Genomic DNA, 16,458 nt, shown 5'->3' on the forward strand with positions numbered 1-16,458 from the left:
GCCGGTGTGGCCTTACAGGGTGCCGAGCTTCACCAGGGCGAGCAGCGCGACCAGCTGGATCGCGGCGGCGCCGAGCGCCTTGGGCCACGGCAGATCGTGCGACTTGCTGATCATGGAGGTGAGCAGGTAGCCGGTGGCGAGCCAGGTCAGCCAGCCCAGGACCTGGACCAGAGTGCTGTCGCCGCCGAGGAACATCGCGAACAGCAGCCGGGGCGCGTCCGAGATCGTCATGATCAGCATGGCCAGGCCGATGGTCGGCTGCCAGGCGCCGTCACCCCCGAGCTGGCGGGCCATGGTGTGGGTGACCGCGCCCAGGATCAGGGTGCCGATGATGAACATCACCGCGGTGATCCCCACCCACGGGATGATGTTGGAGAGGGTGGCGTTCAGCACATCCTCGCGGGCCTTGTCGAAGCCGAAGACCGCGAGCAGGCCGTAGACGAAGGTGACGATCAGCGCGGGGGCCCAGACCTGGTGGTCACGCATCTGCCAGAACGTGGCGTCGGGGCGCAGCACGATGCCGGGGAGCAGCTGCTTCCAGTGCAGGCGCGGGCCGGCCGGGGGCGCGCTGGTCTGGCCGGCGCGGTAGGTGTCGCCCGCCCCGTACTCGTCGGAGCCGCCGTCGTACTGGCCGGGCGGCGGACCGTAGGTGTCCGGGGCGTCGCCGACGCTGAACTGCTGGGTGTGTCCAGGGTTGTTGTCGTTCGAATACGGTGCGTAGGACTGCTGCTGGGGCTGGTAGCCGCCGTCGCCGAAGTACTCGGGCTCGCCGTACTGCCCGTGCGGCTGTGGCTGCCCCTGCGGCTGCCCCTGTGGCGGGCCGCCGTACTGCTGCGGTGCCTGCTGCCATTGCCCAGGCGGCGAGGGGGGCTGCTGCCCGTACGGCCCTTGCTGCCCGTACGGAGCCTGCTGCCCCTGCTGCCCCTGCTGTCCGTTCTGCGCGGGGCGGGCATCCCGTCCGCGACCCATCCTGAATCCAGCCACGTACTCGAAAGTACCTGGTCCGCGTGGACCGGGTGGCGGAGCAGGGGGATCGGGCCCCGGTTTGCTGCTGACCTGTGACATCCCTTAGGGGGTTCCCCGAGGGGGGCGGGCCCCGGGGACCGGGGTCCAGCGGAGGGTGAGATCCGGCAGGTTCTCCATGTTGGAGCTGCCGTCGTCGACGGCCACGACCCGGAAACCGTGGTGGGCGTAGAACGCCCTTGCATCGGTGTTGAGTTGGAAGACATGCAGGTACAGGCCGTCGGGGCGGTGCCGTCGTGCCGCGGCGAGGAGGGCGGAGCCGATGCCGGTGCGCCGGACATCGGGACGGAGGTAGAGCTGTTCGAGCAACTCGCCCTGCAGGGACGCATAGCCGAGGAGCTCCGTGCCACGGACGGCGACGAGTGTGTGACACTGCGGCAGTACGATCTCCCGGATCCAGCGGGTGACCTCTTCGTGGGTCCGGCGCTGGGGCGGCAGGTACGGCATGGTGGCCTGCCGTGACGCCTGGTGGACGGCGGCGATCGCGGGGGCGTCGGTGGGGAGCGCGAGCCGGACCGTGACGGGCGGGGCGGGCGGCGTCTCGCGTGGGGCGGGGCGCGCCAGGGCGCTCGGATCGTCGGCCGTGGCCCTGCCCGTGTCTGTGTTCATGGCGTCATGCTCGGATGCGTCCCGCGCCGGGACAAGTGTATTAGCCACCGGCCACAATCAGCTGGCGGGCCGTCAGGGGGCCGTGAAATCCGCCGTGGTGAAGGAGAGGGCGGGCCGCGCGGCGAGTCCTGACGGGCCGCCGGGCAGGAGCGTCACCCTGTCGTGGGTGCGGTCGCGCCGGGTGAGGAGGACGAGGTCGGCGCGGTGGTCGCCGTCGAAGTCGGCGAGCGCGAGAACCGTGGAGTGCGGGCGTCTGGAGCCCGGCAGGCGGGGCACGGGCAGGCGGCGGGCGGTCGTGGAGAGCCCCTTCGCGGTGCCGCTCAGCAGGGCGGGGCGGCTGCCGGCCACGACGAGATCCGGGTTTCCGTCGTGGTCCACATCACCGGCGGCGAGGGTGGGGATCCCGCCCGTGCCGGTACGGATTCTGCCGGGGCGGCCACCGACGGAGAGCAGACCACCGGTGTCGGCGGTGACGGAGGTCACGCCCCGCCCGCCCCCGGTGAAGCGGCCGAAGACCGTGGCGTAACCGGGCGGGTAGGCGGCCCGGCCGGCGCGGACCGGGCCCCGGGGGCCGCCGGGGGCGAGCCGGCTGCGGGCGCGGCGGCCGGGGTCGGCGGCCCGTACGAGGAGGTCGTCGGCGCCGTCGCCGTCGATGTCGGACGTCGACAGGGGCGTGGTGGTCGCGAGGGCGGTCCCGGGGATGTCGACCGGCGCGCCGGCCGCTTTCGGGGCGCCGGTGCGGGTGAACGGGCCCCGCAGGTAGCTGACCCGGGGGCCGGAGGCGGTGACGGCCAGGTCGGGTGCGCCGTCGCCGTCGAAGTCGCCGCAGACCGGCTGGTCGGGCCATTCGTTGCCGAATCTCGCCCGGTCCGGGATGCGGAGTTTCACGGCACGGGCGGGACCGATGCCGTGCGGTGAGCCGAAGAGGAGCTGTACGGGGACGGGCGGGCGGCCGATGCCGTCGTACGGCGGGTCGGTGGTGACGACCAGGTCGCTGAAGCCGTCCCGGTCGAGGTCGCAGACGGTCTCGGCGTCGAAGGACGCGGGGACGGTCCCTTTGGTGGGGGCGGCATGGCGGTCCGGGGTGAGCAACTCCCGGGTGGCCGGGTCGAGTCCGTGCGCGGAGCCGTAGACGATGCCGAGGCCCGGGTCGTCGTCATGGCCGCCGGCCGGTGCGAGCAGGCTGTCGAGGACGAGATCGGGGTGGCCGTCACCGTTGAAGTCGTGGGCGGCCCGGCTGCCGTGGCCGGTGGGGACGGGGCGCGCCCGCGGCAGTGAGGAGGCGCGGTGGGGCGAGGCGGGGCGCGCGTCGCCCGCGGGGGAGAGCAGCCCGCAGGAGCTGAGCAGAAGGGCCAGCCCGAGCCCAGCCGTCGCGGCGATCCGTCGTCCCATGCCGTGTCCACCCCACCCGTGATCCTGTTGTCGTGTCGCCCACCGCAGCCCCCCGGTGCTCCCGGGGGGCGTGCCGCCCCGCAATGCCGACGGCCGCCGGCCGTCGGGAAAGGCCGGCGGCCGGCCCCTGGGAGGGGACCGGCCGCCGGTCAACGCTCCTGCCCGCGCCGTTACTTCACCGGCTCGGGCTCCGGCGCGTCCTCCGGCTCCTCGTCGCCCGCCGGGTCGACGGGGGTCCTGACGGAGTCCAGCAGCAGTTGGGCCACGTCGACGACCTGGACGGATTCCTTCGCCTTGCCGTCGTTCTTCTTGCCGTTGACCGAGTCGGTCAGCATCACGAGGCAGAAGGGGCAGGCCGTCGACACGATGTCGGGGTTCAGCGACAGCGCCTCGTCGACCCGCTCGTTGTTGATGCGCTTGCCGATGCGCTCTTCCATCCACATCCGGGCGCCGCCGGCGCCACAGCAGAAGCCGCGCTCCTTGTGGCGGTGCATCTCCTCGTTCCGCAGGCCCGGCACCTTGGCGATGATCTCGCGCGGTGGGGTGTAGACCTTGTTGTGGCGGCCCAGGTAGCAGGGGTCGTGGTAGGTGATCAGACCCTCGACCGGGGTGACGGGGGTGAGCTTGCCCTCGTCCACCAGGTGCTGGAGCAGCTGGGTGTGGTGGATGACCTCGTACTCGCCGCCCAGCTGGGGGTACTCGTTCGCGATCGTGTTGAAGCAGTGCGGGCAGGTCGCGACGATCTTCTTCGACGACTTCGGCTTCTTGGTCGACTCGTCCTCGTCGTCCTCGCCGAAGGCGGCATTCAGCGTCGCGACGTTCTCGGCGCCCAGCTGCTGGAAGAGGAACTCGTTGCCCAGACGGCGCGGCGAGTCACCGGTGCACTTCTCGTCGCCGCCCATGATCGCGAACTTCACGCCCGCGATGTGCAGCAGCTCCGCGAAGGCCTTGGTGGTCTTCTTGGCGCGGTCCTCCAGGGCACCGGCGCAGCCGACCCAGTAGAGGTACTCGACCTCGGTCAGGTCCTCGATGTCCTGGCCGACGACCGGAACCTCGAAGTCGACCTCCTTGGTCCACGCCAGGCGCTGCTTCTTGGCCAGACCCCAGGGGTTGCCCTTCTTCTCCAGGTTCTTGAGCATCGTGCCCGCCTCGGACGGGAACGAGGACTCGATCATGACCTGGTAGCGGCGCATGTCGACGATGTGGTCGATGTGCTCGATGTCGACCGGGCACTGCTCGACACAGGCGCCGCAGGTGGTGCAGGACCACAGGACGTCGGGGTCGATGACCCCGTTCTCCTCCAGGGTGCCGATCAGCGGGCGCTCGGCCTCGGCCAGCGCGGACGCGGGCACGTCGGCGAGCTGCTCGGCGGTCGCCTGCTCGTTGCCCTCCATGTCCTTGCCGCCGCCCGCGAGCAGGTACGGCGCCTTGGCGTGTGCGTGGTCGCGCAGCGCCATGATCAGCAGCTTCGGCGACAGCGGCTTACCGGTGTTCCAGGCGGGGCACTGCGACTGACAGCGGCCGCACTCGGTGCAGGTGGAGAAGTCGAGCAGGCCCTTCCAGGAGAAGTGCTCGACCTGGGAGACGCCGAACTGGTCGTCCTCGCCCGGGTCCTCGAAGTCGATCGGCTTGCCCGCGCTGGTCATCGGCTGCAGTGCGCCGAGGGCGACACCGCCGTCCGCCTCGCGCTTGAACCAGATGTTGGGGAAGGCGAGGAAGCGGTGCCAGGCCACACCCATATCGGTCTTCAGCGAGACCGTGATCATCCAGATGAAGGACGTGGCGATCTTGATGGCCGCGAAGAGGTAGGTCAGGTTCTGCACGGTGCCGAGGCTCATGCCCTTGAAGGCCGCGACCAGGGGGTACGAGATGAAGAACGCGGGCTCGTAGTGGTCGACGCCGTGCTGCGCGCCCTCCAGGGCGTGCAGCGTCACGATGCAGATACCGACGATGAGGATGACGGTCTCGACGAAGTACGCCTGGCCGGTGTTGGAGCCCGCGAAGCGGGACTTGCGGCCCGCGTTGCCGGGACGGCTCAGCTGGCGGATGACGATCAGGACGATGATGCCCACGGTCGTCAACGTGCCCATCGCCTCGACGAACATCTCCCACGGCAGCCAGCCGCCGATGAACGGGATCAGCCAGTCGGCCTGGAAGAGCTGGCCGATGGCGTTGACGATCGTCAGCAGCAGGGTGAGGAAGCCCACCGCCACGAACCAGTGCGCCACGCCGACGACGCCCCAGCGGTTCATCCGGGTGTGGCCGACGAACTCCTTGGCCACCGTGACGGTCCGCTGGGCGGGAGCGTCGGTCCGGGTGCCTGCGGGCACGGGCTGGCCCAGCCGCATCTGGCGGTAGATCTGCAGGAGGGCGCGGCCGAACAGCGCCACGGCGACCGCGATGAGCACCAGCGACACGATGATCGCGGCGAGTTGCATGGGAGGCTCCTCGTACCTGCGAGAGCGGAAACGGTGGGGAACTACTAAGCGGTAACTTTTTGGGTCTGCGGCTGAGGTTACCCATTCTCCTCCGCCCCATGAAGCCGCCCGGCCGGTGATCTGCGTCGCGAAGGCAACCCTGTGCAGGGCCCCGGCGTCCTCCCGTGGAAGCGTGGTGACGGTAAGGGCGATATAAAACTTGAGTGCCCACGACTCAGGTCTGTTGACAGGATTTCCTCGGTGCTGCACTGTTGAGCCTGTTCCACTCAAGTCAGCTGGAGGAATTGAAATGGCACGTGCGGTCGGCATCGACCTGGGCACGACGAACTCCGTCGTCAGTGTTCTCGAAGGCGGTGAGCCCACCGTCATCACCAACGCCGAGGGCGCCAGGACCACGCCGTCCGTTGTCGCCTTCGCCAAGAACGGCGAGGTGCTGGTCGGCGAGGTCGCCAAGCGTCAGGCGGTCACCAACGTCGACAGGACCATCCGGTCGGTCAAGCGCCACATGGGCACCGACTGGAAGATCGACATCGACGGCAAGGGCTTCAACCCGCAGCAGATGAGCGCCTTCATCCTGCAGAAGCTCAAGCGCGACGCCGAGGCATACCTGGGCGAGAAGGTCGTCGACGCGGTCATCACCGTTCCGGCCTACTTCAACGACTCCGAGCGCCAGGCCACCAAGGAGGCCGGTGAGATCGCGGGCCTCAACGTCCTGCGTATCGTCAACGAGCCCACCGCGGCCGCCCTGGCCTACGGCCTGGAGAAGGACGACCAGACCATTCTGGTCTTCGACCTCGGTGGCGGCACCTTCGACGTCTCGCTGCTGGAGATCGGTGACGGCGTCGTCGAGGTGAAGGCCACCAACGGTGACAACCACCTCGGTGGTGACGACTGGGACCAGCGCGTCGTCGACTACCTGGTCAAGCAGTTCCAGAACGGCCACGGCGTCGACCTCGCCAAGGACAAGATGGCGCTCCAGCGCCTGCGCGAGGCCGCTGAGAAGGCGAAGATCGAGCTGTCGTCCTCCACCGAGACGACGATCAACCTTCCCTACATCACCGCATCCGCCGAGGGCCCGCTGCACCTGGACGAGAAGCTCACGCGCTCGCAGTTCCAGCAGCTCACCTCGGACCTCCTGGACCGCTGCAAGACCCCGTTCCACAACGTGATCAAGGACGCGGGTATCAACCTGTCCGAGATCGACCACGTGGTCCTGGTCGGCGGCTCCACCCGTATGCCCGCCGTCGCGGAGCTCGTCAAGGAGCTGACCGGCGGCAAGGACGCCAACAAGGGCGTCAACCCGGACGAGGTCGTCGCCATCGGCGCCACCCTCCAGGCCGGTGTGCTCAAGGGTGAGGTCAAGGACGTCCTCCTGCTGGACGTCACCCCGCTGTCCCTCGGTATCGAGACCAAGGGCGGCATCATGACCAAGCTCATCGAGCGCAACACCACGATCCCGACCAAGCGCTCCGAGATCTTCACGACGGCCGAGGACAACCAGCCGTCCGTGCAGATCCAGGTCTACCAGGGCGAGCGCGAGATCGCGGCGTACAACAAGAAGCTCGGGATGTTCGAGCTGACCGGTCTGCCGCCGGCCCCGCGCGGGGTCCCGCAGATCGAGGTCTCCTTCGACATCGACGCCAACGGCATCATGCACGTGACCGCGAAGGACCTGGGCACGGGCAAGGAGCAGAAGATGACCGTCACCGGCGGCTCCTCGCTGCCGAAGGACGAGGTCGACCGGATGCGCCAGGAGGCCGAGCAGTACGCGGACGAGGACACCAAGCGCCGCGAGGCCGCCGAGACCCGCAACCAGGCCGAGCAGCTCGTCTACCAGACCGAGAAGTTCCTCAAGGACAACGAGGAGAAGGTCCCGGGCGAGGTCAAGACCGAGGTCGAGGAAGCCGTCACCGAGCTGAAGGAAAAGCTCAAGGGCGAGGACACGGCCGAGATCCGCACCGCCACCGAGAAGGTCGCGGCCGTCTCCCAGAAGCTGGGTCAGGCCATGTACGCCGACGCCCAGGGTGCGGCCGGCGCCGAGGGTGCTGCCGGTGCCGAGGGCGCCGAGCAGGCCAAGGCCGATGACGACGTCGTGGACGCCGAGATCGTCGACGACGAGAAGCCGAAGAAGGATGGTGCCGCGTGACGGAGGAGACCCCGGGCTTCGACGAGAAGCCCGACGTCCCTTCCGACGCCGCTTCCGAAGACGCGGCGCAGGCCGAGTCCGCCGACAAGGCGGGCTCGGCCCCGGCCGGGGACGTACCGGACGTAGCGCTCCAGGCGCAGCTGGACCAGGTACGTACGGCGCTCAACGAGCGCACGACGGACCTCCAGCGGCTCCAGGCGGAGTACCAGAACTACCGCCGTCGGGTGGAACGGGACCGGGTCACGGTCAAGGAGATCGCCGCGGCGAACCTCCTGTCCGAGCTCCTTCCCACCCTCGACGACATCGGCCGTGCCCGTGAGCACGGCGAACTGCTCGGCGGCTTCAAGTCGGTGGCCGAATCGCTGGAGACCGTGGTCGCCAAGCTGGGTCTGCAGCAGTTCGGCAAGGAGGGCGAGCCCTTCGACCCGACGATCCACGAGGCGCTGATGCACTCGTACGCACCGGATGTCACCGAGACGACGTGCGTGGCGATCCTGCAGCCCGGGTATCGCATCGGTGAACGAACGATCCGCCCCGCGCGGGTCGCCGTCGCCGAGCCGCAGCCGGGCGCACAGGGCCCCAAGTCCACCTCCGACGAGGACGCCAAGGCTTCGGACGAGGAGAGCGGTGGCCCGGAAGAGGGCTGACGTGAGGACAGAAAAGAAAACCGCGCGGAAGGAGGGACGTCGGGGATGAGCACCAAGGACTTCGTCGAGAAGGACTATTACAAGGTCCTCGGCGTCCCGAAGGACGCCACCGAAGCGGAGATCAAGAAGGCGTACCGCAAGCTCGCCCGCGAGTACCACCCGGACGCCAACAAGGGCGACGCCAAGGCCGAGGAGCGCTTCAAGGAGATCTCCGAGGCGAACGATGTCCTGGGCGACAGCAAGCGCCGCAAGGAGTACGACGAGGCGCGCACGCTGTTCGGCAACGGCGGCTACCGGCCCGGCCCCGGTGGAGGCGGCAGCTTCAACTTCGACCTGGGTGACCTCTTCGGGGGCGGCTCCGGTGGAGCCGGCGGAGCCGGGGGCTTCGGCGGCGGGCTCGGGGACGTCTTCGGCGGCCTGTTCAACCGCGGCGGCGCCGGTACCCGTACCCATGCGCGCCGTGGCCAGGACATCGAGTCCGAGGTGACGCTCAGCTTCACCGAGGCGGTGGACGGGGCCACGGTCCCGCTGCGGATGTCCAGCCAGGCGCCGTGCAAGGCGTGTTCCGGCACCGGCGACAAGAACGGTACGCCGCGGGTCTGCCCGACCTGCGTCGGCACCGGCCAGGTCAGCCGGGGCGCGGGCGGCGGCTTCTCGCTCACCGACCCGTGCGCCGACTGCAAGGGCCGGGGCCTGATCGCCCAGGATGCCTGCGAGGTCTGCAAGGGCAGCGGGCGGGCCACCAGCGCCCGCACGATGCAGGTCCGTATCCCCGCGGGCGTCTCCGACGGGCAGCGCATCCGGCTGCGCGGCAAGGGCGCCCCGGGCGAGCAGGGCGGCCCCGCGGGTGATCTGTACGTGGTCGTGCATGTCGACGCCCACCCGGTCTTCGGCCGCAAGGGCGACAACCTCACCCTCACGGTGCCGGTCACCTTCCCGGAGGCCGCGCTCGGCGGTGAGGTCAAGGTCCCGACGCTGGGCGGTCCGCCGGTGACGCTGAAGCTGCCGGCCGGTACCCCCAACGGACGCACCATGCGGGCCCGTGGCAAGGGAGCGGCCCGTAAGGACGGCACCCGCGGTGATCTGCTGGTCACCATCGAGGTGCTGGTCCCCGGTGACCTCAGCGACAAGGCGAAGGAGTCGCTGGAGTCCTATCGCGAGGCGACCGCGGGCCCGGACCCGCGGGCGGAGCTGTTCCAGGCCGCGAAGGGAGCTTGAGATGGACAGCCGGGGCGGGCAGCGTCGTAACCCCTATGAACTGACCGAAGAGTCGCCGGTGTACGTCATCTCCGTCGCGGCTCAGCTCTCCGGCCTGCATCCGCAGACCCTTCGTCAGTACGACCGGCTGGGGCTGGTCTCGCCCGACCGCACGGCCGGGCGGGGCCGCCGCTATTCGGCCCGGGACATCGAACTGCTCCGTACGGTGCAGCAGTTGTCCCAGGACGAGGGCATCAACCTCGCCGGCATCAAGCGCATCATCGAGCTGGAGAACCAGGTCGCGGCCCTGCAGCAGCGGGTCATCGAGCTGCAGGGCGCCCTGGAGGGCGCGGCCAGCGCGATGCAGCAGCGGGAAGCGGCGGTGCATGCCTCCTATCGGCGCGATCTGGTGCCGTATCAGGATGTGCAGCAGGGCAGCGCGCTGGTGGTCTGGCGCCCCAAGCGGCCGGAGTGACGGCCGCGGCCGGGGCACGGGCGCCCGGTGCATGAAACGTGCCGAAGGGCCGGGGTGACCCGGCCCTTCTCGCGTTTCCGGGCCCGGCAGCGGCCCGCTCAGCAGCCGTTGTATCCCGCCGTCGGCATCGACAGCCGCCGGTGCACATGCGACTTCATCGCCAGGGTGTAGACCGGCTCATCGAGGTCCGCGGTCTCCAGGCGGATGCCGGCCGCGGCGCACCGGGCGGTGAATTCGTCCGCGCCGTCGATGGCGTTCTCCAACGCCCGGCGGTTGGGCGCCACGAACACATCGACCAGGCCCTCTTCGACATCACGCCACAGCGCGCTGTGGTCGGCGGGCAGCTGATGCAGGCTGAGCCGGCAGGTCAGGTGGTAGTCACGGGCCGCTGCCCACTGCTTGCACATGTCGTGCTGGCTGCGGTCATCGACCAGGAACGGATCCTCGTCCAGCTCGGACAGCGGCATCAGGCAGGCGATCGCCGTGACTCGGACCGAGTTCATCGTGCCCTCCGGGGCGTGGCGACTGTGGGGGCGACGATACCCCCGCGAGCGGCCCGTGGAGGAGGGGCTGTACCGGGCGGCGAGGCATAGCCGCAGGCGTGACAGATCTTCCAGCCGTCCTGATTGACGGCGAGCTGGCCGCCGCAGCGCGGGCAGAGCTCGGCGTGCGGGTGCGGCCGGGTGGGGGACGGACGGCGCGGAACGGTCGTCACGATGCACAATGCCGACGCCATACGGCCTCCAGCTGCTGTCTTTTGCAGGGGACAGGTCCGATGTCGTCCGTGATTGCGCGGAGCTGTTCGGTTCCCGTCGCTCTTGAGTACCAGGTGGGTGGCCCGGAGCGGATCCGGAGGGGCCGTTTCCGGCCAGCGGCCGGAGGGCCGCGGGAGCGGCTCTCGGACCGGCGCTCAGGCCCGGCCCATCGCCTTGCTCACCGCGATCTCGATCATGACGCGGTCGGGGTTGGGCGTCGGCGTCCGGCCGTACCGCTCGGCGTACCGCCGCACCGCATCGGCCACCGACTCGGCGTCCGTGCGCACCCGGGCCCGGCCCTCCAGCGTCGCCCAGCGCCCCTTGTCGACCTGGCACACGGCGACGGTCGCACCGTCCGCCCCGGCGGCGAGGATGTTCTTGACCTTGGCACTGTCCTTGCGGGTGATGATCCGCGCGATCCGCTGCCCGGCGTCGTAGGTGACGCCTACCGGGACGACATGGGGCGTCCCGTCCGTACGGAGCGTGGTGAGCGTCGGCATCAGATACTCGCCCCAGAAGGCGAGGTATTCCGGGCTGAGGGCACTGAGGTCATGGGCCATGGGGGCAAGGGTAGTTCGGGGCCCGGGGGCTGCGGGGCCCGGGATTCAGAGGAAGTCGGTGGTTTCGAGGTCGAAGGAGAAGGGGGCGGGGAGGGGGAGGGGTTTGCCGACAGGAGCGGTGTTGTGCCCTGTGTAGTCGTCCCCGGAAGGGTCGCTGAACAGCGTGATCTCGGCCCTGCTGCGGTCCACGAGCACGTAGAGCGGGATACCGGCGCGGGCGTAGCAGTGCCGTTTGGCCTTCCGGTCGCGCTCCGGATTGCTTGATGTCACCTCGACGACCATGGCTACGCCGTCGCTGGGCATCCAGGGAGGGGCGCCGCGGAAGAGACGCAGCGCGCGTGGGGCGATGGTGGCATCGGGGATCACGTGATTCTTGGGGCACCTGCCGCCGCGGGGCATCTCGAGACCCTTGTAGCCGGAGACGTCCATGTCCACCGCGGACTGTCGCATGATCTGCGAGACGATCCCGCTGAAGCAGTGCTCATGCGTGCCGTCCGTGGGTGGTGTCACAACGATCTCCCCCTCGATCAGCTCGGCTCGGAAGCCCGTGGGCGTATCCAAGGCGAGGAAGTAATCCAGGAGGGTTTCTTCGTCGGTGGGCATAGGCGCGTGTGCCATAGCCGTCATGCTGCACCTCCTTGTGGCCGAAGGCCAGTGTCGGCGGGCGGCACGGACGGCGGCGGTGCGTTCGTCCCCGATTCCCTCGCACGAGTGAGCGAGGAAGGGGTGGGGCGACTCCCCAAACCAACCTTGAGTGGAATAGACTCAACTTATCGCACGTTGGTACGTGCAGGATGTGTCTGCACGGGCGCCCGGACGGGCGCAGACTGGGCGCAGAGGCTGTTGAGGACGAGTCGAGGAGGATCGCGAGGACGTGGACGCCGAGCTGACCAACAAGAGCCGGGAGGCGCTGAGCGCCGCCAATGAGCGGGCGGTCACCGCCGGGCATGCGGACATGACGTCCGCGCATCTCCTGCTCGCGCTGCTGGCCGGGCAGGACAACGAGAACATCATGGACCTGCTGGCCGACGTCGACGCGGACGCCGCCGCGCTGCGCAACGGGGCCGAGCGTCAGCTGGCCGCGCTGCCCAGCGTGCAGGGCTCGACGGTGGCGCCGCCGCAGCCGGACCGCGATCTGCTCTCCGCCATCGCGGACGCCACCCAGCGCGCCAAGGAGCTCGGTGACGCCTATGTCTCCACCGAACACCTCCTCATCGGCATCGCCGCCAAGGGCGGGCGCACCGGCGAGCTGCTGGAGCAGCAGGGCGCCGGCGCCAAGAAGCTGCTGGCCGCGTTCGAGGCGAACCGGGGCGGGCAGCGGGTGACCAACGCCGACCCGGAGGGCACGTACAAGGCGCTGGAGAAGTTCGGTACGGACTTCACCGCGGCCGCCCGCGAGGGCAAGCTCGACCCGGTCATCGGCCGGGACCACGAGATCCGCCGTGTGGTGCAGGTGCTGTCGCGCCGGACGAAGAACAACCCCGTGCTGATCGGCGAGCCGGGCGTCGGCAAGACCGCCGTCGTCGAGGGGCTGGCGCAGCGGATCGTCAAGGGCGATGTGCCCGAGTCGCTGCGCAACAAGCGGCTGGTCGCGCTCGACCTGGGGGCGATGGTCGCGGGCGCCAAGTACCGCGGCGAGTTCGAGGAGCGGCTGAAGACCGTCCTGGCGGAGATCAAGTCCAGCGAGGGCCAGATCATCACCTTCATCGACGAGCTGCACACCGTCGTCGGCGCGGGCGCCGGCGGCGACTCGTCCATGGACGCGGGCAACATGCTCAAGCCGATGCTGGCCCGCGGTGAGCTGCGAATGGTCGGCGCGACGACGCTGGACGAGTACCGCGAGCGGATCGAGAAGGACCCGGCGCTGGAGCGGCGCTTCCAGCAGGTGCTGGTGGCCGAGCCGACCGTCGAGGACACCGTGGCGATCCTGCGCGGGCTCAAGGGCCGCTACGAGGCCCACCACAAGGTGCAGATCGCGGACTCCGCGCTGGTCGCCGCCGCCTCCCTCTCCGACCGCTACATCACCTCCCGCTTCCTGCCCGACAAGGCCATCGACCTGGTCGACGAGGCCGCCTCCCGGCTCCGTATGGAGATCGACTCCTCCCCCGTGGAGATCGACGAGCTCCAGCGCGCCGTGGACCGGCTCAAGATGGAGGAGCTGGCGCTGCGGAACGAGACCGACGCCGGCTCCGTCCAGCGGCTGGAGAAGCTGCGCAAGGACCTCGCCGACAAGGAGGAGGAGCTGCGCGGTCTGACCGCCCGCTGGGAGAAGGAGAAGCAGAGCCTCAACCGCGTCGGTGCGCTCAAGGAGAAGCTCGACGAGCTGCGCGGCCAGGCGGAGCGCGCCCAGCGCGACGGCGACTTCGACACCGCCTCCAAGCTGCTCTACGGCGAGATCCCGGGGCTGGAGCACGAGCTGGAGGAGGCGGCCGCCGCCGAGGCCGAGCAGGAGGCGTCCAAGGAGTCCATGGTCAAGGAGGAGGTCGGGCCGGACGACATCGCGGATGTGGTCGGTGCCTGGACCGGTATTCCGGCCGGCCGTCTCCTGGAGGGCGAGACCCAGAAGCTGCTGCGTATGGAGGAGGAGCTCGGCAAGCGCCTGATCGGCCAGACCGAGGCCGTACGGTCGGTGTCCGACGCCGTACGCCGCACCCGCGCCGGTATCGCCGACCCGGACCGGCCCACCGGCTCGTTCCTCTTCCTCGGCCCGACCGGCGTCGGCAAGACCGAGCTGGCCAAGGCGCTCGCGGACTTCCTCTTCGACGACGAGCGGGCGATGGTCCGGATCGACATGTCGGAGTACGGCGAGAAGCACAGCGTCGCGCGGCTGGTCGGCGCGCCGCCCGGCTACGTCGGCTACGAGGAGGGCGGCCAGCTGACGGAGGCCGTCCGCCGCCGCCCGTACTCCGTCGTCCTGCTGGACGAGGTGGAGAAGGCCCACCACGAGGTCTTCGACATCCTGCTGCAGGTCCTCGACGACGGCCGGCTCACGGACGGCCAGGGCCGCACGGTCGACTTCCGCAACACCATCCTCATCCTGACCTCCAACCTCGGCTCCGCCTTCCTCATGGACCCGCTGCTCAAGGAGGAGCAGAAGAAGGAGAAGGTGCTGGAGACGGTCCGGTCCTCCTTCCGGCCCGAGTTCCTCAACCGGCTCGACGACGTGGTGGTCTTCCACCCGCTCGGCACGGACCAGCTCCAGCGGATCGCCCGCATCCAGCTCGACCACCTGCAGCGCCGTCTCGCCGACCGCCGGCTGACGCTCGACGTCACCGACCGCGCCCTGACCTGGCTCGCCTGGCTCGGCCAGGAACCGGTCATCGACGCTCCGGCGCCAGACATGTCCTACGGTGCCCGGCCGCTGCGCCGCCTGGTCCAGACGGCCATCGGCGACCCGCTCGCCCGCGCCATCCTGGCGGGCGAGGTGCTGGAGGGGGACACCGTGCGGGTGGACGTGGACGGCGACCAGCTGTCGGTGGAGTCGGCCGGCCGGCCCGTGGGCTGACCGGCGCGGGGCCGGGGCGCCCGGCACGGCCGGCGGGCGCGCCGTGGCCCGGGTGCCCGAGCGGCCCGCCGATCGTTGCCCCGGGCGACGCCTTGCCCGCATCCGCCCCGTCCCGGGTTGCCACGACGGGGCGGATGTGGGGGAGGATGGCAGGGACCATACGAAGGGAATTCCACGGTGAGCATCGACCCGTCCTCGATTCCGAATTTCGGGGGCCAGCCCGAACCCGAGCCGTCGGGGCCTGATGGTCCCGTCGTGCCAGACCAGGACCTGGTCAAGCAGCTCCTCGACCAGATGGAGCTGAAGTACGTCGTCGACGAGGAGGGTGACCTCGCCGCCCCGTGGGAGCAGTTCCGCACGTACTTCATGTTCCGGGGCGAGGAGGAGCAGCAGATCTTCTCCGTCCGTACGTTCTATGACCGCCCGCACGGCATCGACGAAAAGTCGAAGCTGCTGGAGGCGCTCGACGACTGGAACCGCCGGACGCTGTGGCCCAAGGCCTACACCCACACCCATGACGACGGCACGGTCCGTCTGATCGGTGAGGCATCGATGCTGATCGGCACCGGTGTCTCCCTCGAACACTTCGTGTCGAGCACGGTCAGCTGGGTCCGCGCCTCCATCGAATTCGACAAGTGGATCGTCGAGCAGCTCGGCCTGGAGGCCGAGATCGAAGGCGACTCCGACAAGAAGCAGGGTGACGACGAGGCCTGAGCCCGTCCGTCCCACACCCACCCTGCTGCGCGGGCCCCGGAGCTTTTGGCTCCGGGGCCCGTGTGTGTCTGCAAGGAGGCGGCCGGTGCCGGCCCCGACGGTGCGCAGCGGCAGAGCGAGGCAGGGCCGGCGGCCCGGTCAGAGCTTCTGCAGCCGCTCCGCCGCCTCCCGCAGCACCGCCTCCCGCTTGCAGAAGGCGAAGCGGACGTAGGGCGCCCCCTGGTCCTTGTGGTCGTAGAAGACGGCGTTGGGGATGGCGACGACGCCGACGCGCTCGGGCAGGGCGCGGCAGAAGGCGAAGCCGTCGTCGTGGCCGAGGGGGCGGATGTCGGTGGTGATGAAGTAGGTGCCTGCGGGGCGGAAGACCTGGAAGCCGGCCTCGGTGAGCCCGGTGGCCAGGACGTCGCGCTTGGCGCGCAGGCCGTCGCGCAGCTCCGTGAAGTAGCTGTCGGGCAGGGCGAGGGCCTCGGCGACGGCGTACTGGAAGGGGCCCGCGGAGACATAGGTGAGGAACTGCTTGGCCGAGCGGACGGCGCCGACCAGCTCCGCGGGCGCGGTGACCCAGCCGACCTTCCAGCCGGTGAACGAGAAGGTCTTGCCGGCCGAGCCGATGGTGACGGTGCGCTCGCGCATCCCGGGGAACGAGGCGAGGGGGAGGTGCTCGCCCTCGAACACGAGGTGCTCGTAGACCTCGTCGGTGATGACGAGGAGATCGTGCTCGCAGGCGAGGCGGGCGATCTCGGCGAGCTCCTCGCGGGACAGGACGGTGCCGGTGGGGTTGTGCGGGGTGTTGAGGAGGAGCAGGCGGGTGTTGCCGGTAATGGCGTCGCGCAGTTCGTCCAGGTCGAGGCGGTAGGTGCCGGACTCCGGGTCCGCGCGCAGGGTCACCGGGACGCGGCGGCCGCCCGCCAGCGCGATACCGGCGGCGTAGGAGTCGTAGTAGGGCTCCAGGGCGATGACCTCGTCGCCCGGCTCCAGCAGTGCCAGCAGGGAGGCC

14 protein-coding genes are annotated in these 16,458 nt (G+C 70.0%); 6 read left to right on the forward strand and 8 right to left on the reverse strand.

Features of this window, described 5'->3' with window-relative positions:
• Positions 1–12: 12 nt before the first annotated feature.
• The 4 genes from AB0C46_RS39000 to AB0C46_RS39015 form a co-directional block, all read right to left on the reverse strand.
• On the reverse strand, positions 13–969 hold the full coding sequence (locus AB0C46_RS39000; protein WP_362833876.1) for a Yip1 family protein: 957 nt from the start codon (positions 967–969) through the stop codon (positions 13–15).
• A 99-nt stretch (positions 970–1,068) separates the two neighbouring features.
• Complete coding sequence (locus tag AB0C46_RS39005) at positions 1,069–1,632, reverse strand: GNAT family N-acetyltransferase (protein ID WP_362833862.1); 564 nt, start codon at positions 1,630–1,632, stop codon at positions 1,069–1,071.
• A 72-nt stretch (positions 1,633–1,704) separates the two neighbouring features.
• Positions 1,705–3,024, reverse strand: coding sequence for a VCBS repeat-containing protein (locus tag AB0C46_RS39010; RefSeq protein ID WP_362833863.1), 1,320 nt, complete (start codon positions 3,022–3,024; stop codon positions 1,705–1,707).
• Between the two features lie 170 nt (positions 3,025–3,194).
• The gene (locus tag AB0C46_RS39015) at positions 3,195–5,462 is read right to left on the reverse strand and encodes a (Fe-S)-binding protein (RefSeq protein WP_362833864.1); all 2,268 of its coding nucleotides are present in this window, start codon (positions 5,460–5,462) and stop codon (positions 3,195–3,197) included.
• A gap of 289 nt (positions 5,463–5,751) precedes the next feature.
• Between AB0C46_RS39015 and dnaK the strand changes: the two genes are divergently transcribed.
• From dnaK to AB0C46_RS39035, 4 genes are read left to right on the forward strand one after another with little or no spacing between them, the layout of a single operon-like run.
• The gene (gene dnaK, locus AB0C46_RS39020; protein ID WP_127151852.1) at positions 5,752–7,608 is read left to right on the forward strand and encodes a molecular chaperone DnaK; all 1,857 of its coding nucleotides are present in this window, start codon (positions 5,752–5,754) and stop codon (positions 7,606–7,608) included.
• Positions 7,605–8,255, forward strand: a complete 651-nt coding sequence (gene grpE, locus AB0C46_RS39025) for a nucleotide exchange factor GrpE (protein ID WP_362833865.1) — start codon at positions 7,605–7,607, stop codon at positions 8,253–8,255. Before dnaK ends, grpE begins: the two co-directional genes overlap by 4 nt.
• 45 nt (positions 8,256–8,300) lie before the next feature.
• Positions 8,301–9,473, forward strand: coding sequence for a molecular chaperone DnaJ (dnaJ, locus tag AB0C46_RS39030; protein WP_362833866.1), 1,173 nt, complete (start codon positions 8,301–8,303; stop codon positions 9,471–9,473).
• Between the two features lies 1 nt (position 9,474).
• Complete coding sequence (locus AB0C46_RS39035; protein WP_362833867.1) at positions 9,475–9,927, forward strand: helix-turn-helix domain-containing protein; 453 nt, start codon at positions 9,475–9,477, stop codon at positions 9,925–9,927.
• A 98-nt stretch (positions 9,928–10,025) separates the two neighbouring features.
• Here AB0C46_RS39035 and AB0C46_RS39040 read toward each other — a convergent pair whose 3' ends face one another.
• The 3 genes from AB0C46_RS39040 to AB0C46_RS39050 all read right to left on the reverse strand — a co-directional run bounded on the left by AB0C46_RS39040 (position 10,026) and on the right by AB0C46_RS39050 (position 11,869).
• A complete protein-coding gene (locus tag AB0C46_RS39040; protein ID WP_362833868.1) occupies positions 10,026–10,430 on the reverse strand; it encodes a hypothetical protein in 405 nt (134 codons plus the stop codon).
• Positions 10,431–10,837: 407 nt separating this feature from the next.
• Positions 10,838–11,242, reverse strand: a complete 405-nt coding sequence (locus AB0C46_RS39045; protein ID WP_362833869.1) for a pyridoxamine 5'-phosphate oxidase family protein — start codon at positions 11,240–11,242, stop codon at positions 10,838–10,840.
• A gap of 45 nt (positions 11,243–11,287) precedes the next feature.
• Positions 11,288–11,869, reverse strand: coding sequence for a Uma2 family endonuclease (locus AB0C46_RS39050; RefSeq protein ID WP_362833870.1), 582 nt, complete (start codon positions 11,867–11,869; stop codon positions 11,288–11,290).
• A gap of 247 nt (positions 11,870–12,116) precedes the next feature.
• Between AB0C46_RS39050 and clpB the strand changes: the two genes are divergently transcribed.
• Both clpB and AB0C46_RS39060 read left to right on the forward strand, forming a co-directional pair.
• Positions 12,117–14,747, forward strand: a complete 2,631-nt coding sequence (clpB, locus tag AB0C46_RS39055; RefSeq protein WP_362833871.1) for an ATP-dependent chaperone ClpB — start codon at positions 12,117–12,119, stop codon at positions 14,745–14,747.
• A gap of 177 nt (positions 14,748–14,924) precedes the next feature.
• Complete coding sequence (locus AB0C46_RS39060; protein ID WP_362833872.1) at positions 14,925–15,461, forward strand: YbjN domain-containing protein; 537 nt, start codon at positions 14,925–14,927, stop codon at positions 15,459–15,461.
• A 138-nt stretch (positions 15,462–15,599) separates the two neighbouring features.
• On the opposite strand, the gene AB0C46_RS39065 is transcribed toward AB0C46_RS39060, so the two are convergent.
• On the reverse strand, positions 15,600–16,458 hold an 859-nt coding region (locus AB0C46_RS39065; RefSeq protein WP_362833873.1), incomplete at its 5' end, for an aminotransferase class I/II-fold pyridoxal phosphate-dependent enzyme.

The organism is Streptomyces sp. NPDC048637 (assembly GCF_040650675.1).
Classification (GTDB): Bacteria; Actinomycetota; Actinomycetes; order Streptomycetales; family Streptomycetaceae; genus Streptomyces.

What these genes read in the sequence shown, in the direction of transcription:
- AB0C46_RS39035 (WP_362833867.1), top strand. Translation starts at nt 9,475, where the DNA reads ATGGACAGCCGGGGCGGGCAGCGTCGTAACCCCTATGAACTGACCGAA.
- dnaJ (WP_362833866.1), top strand. Translation starts at nt 8,301, where the DNA reads ATGAGCACCAAGGACTTCGTCGAGAAGGACTATTACAAGGTCCTCGGC.
- AB0C46_RS39015 (WP_362833864.1), bottom strand. Translation starts at nt 5,462, where the DNA reads ATGCAACTCGCCGCGATCATCGTGTCGCTGGTGCTCATCGCGGTCGCC.
- AB0C46_RS39000 (WP_362833876.1), bottom strand. Translation starts at nt 969, where the DNA reads ATGGGTCGCGGACGGGATGCCCGCCCCGCGCAGAACGGACAGCAGGGG.
- AB0C46_RS39045 (WP_362833869.1), bottom strand. Translation starts at nt 11,242, where the DNA reads ATGGCCCATGACCTCAGTGCCCTCAGCCCGGAATACCTCGCCTTCTGG.
- AB0C46_RS39010 (WP_362833863.1), bottom strand. Translation starts at nt 3,024, where the DNA reads ATGGGACGACGGATCGCCGCGACGGCTGGGCTCGGGCTGGCCCTTCTG.
- AB0C46_RS39050 (WP_362833870.1), bottom strand. Translation starts at nt 11,869, where the DNA reads ATGACGGCTATGGCACACGCGCCTATGCCCACCGACGAAGAAACCCTC.
- dnaK (WP_127151852.1), top strand. Translation starts at nt 5,752, where the DNA reads ATGGCACGTGCGGTCGGCATCGACCTGGGCACGACGAACTCCGTCGTC.
- AB0C46_RS39040 (WP_362833868.1), bottom strand. Translation starts at nt 10,430, where the DNA reads ATGAACTCGGTCCGAGTCACGGCGATCGCCTGCCTGATGCCGCTGTCC.
- AB0C46_RS39005 (WP_362833862.1), bottom strand. Translation starts at nt 1,632, where the DNA reads ATGAACACAGACACGGGCAGGGCCACGGCCGACGATCCGAGCGCCCTG.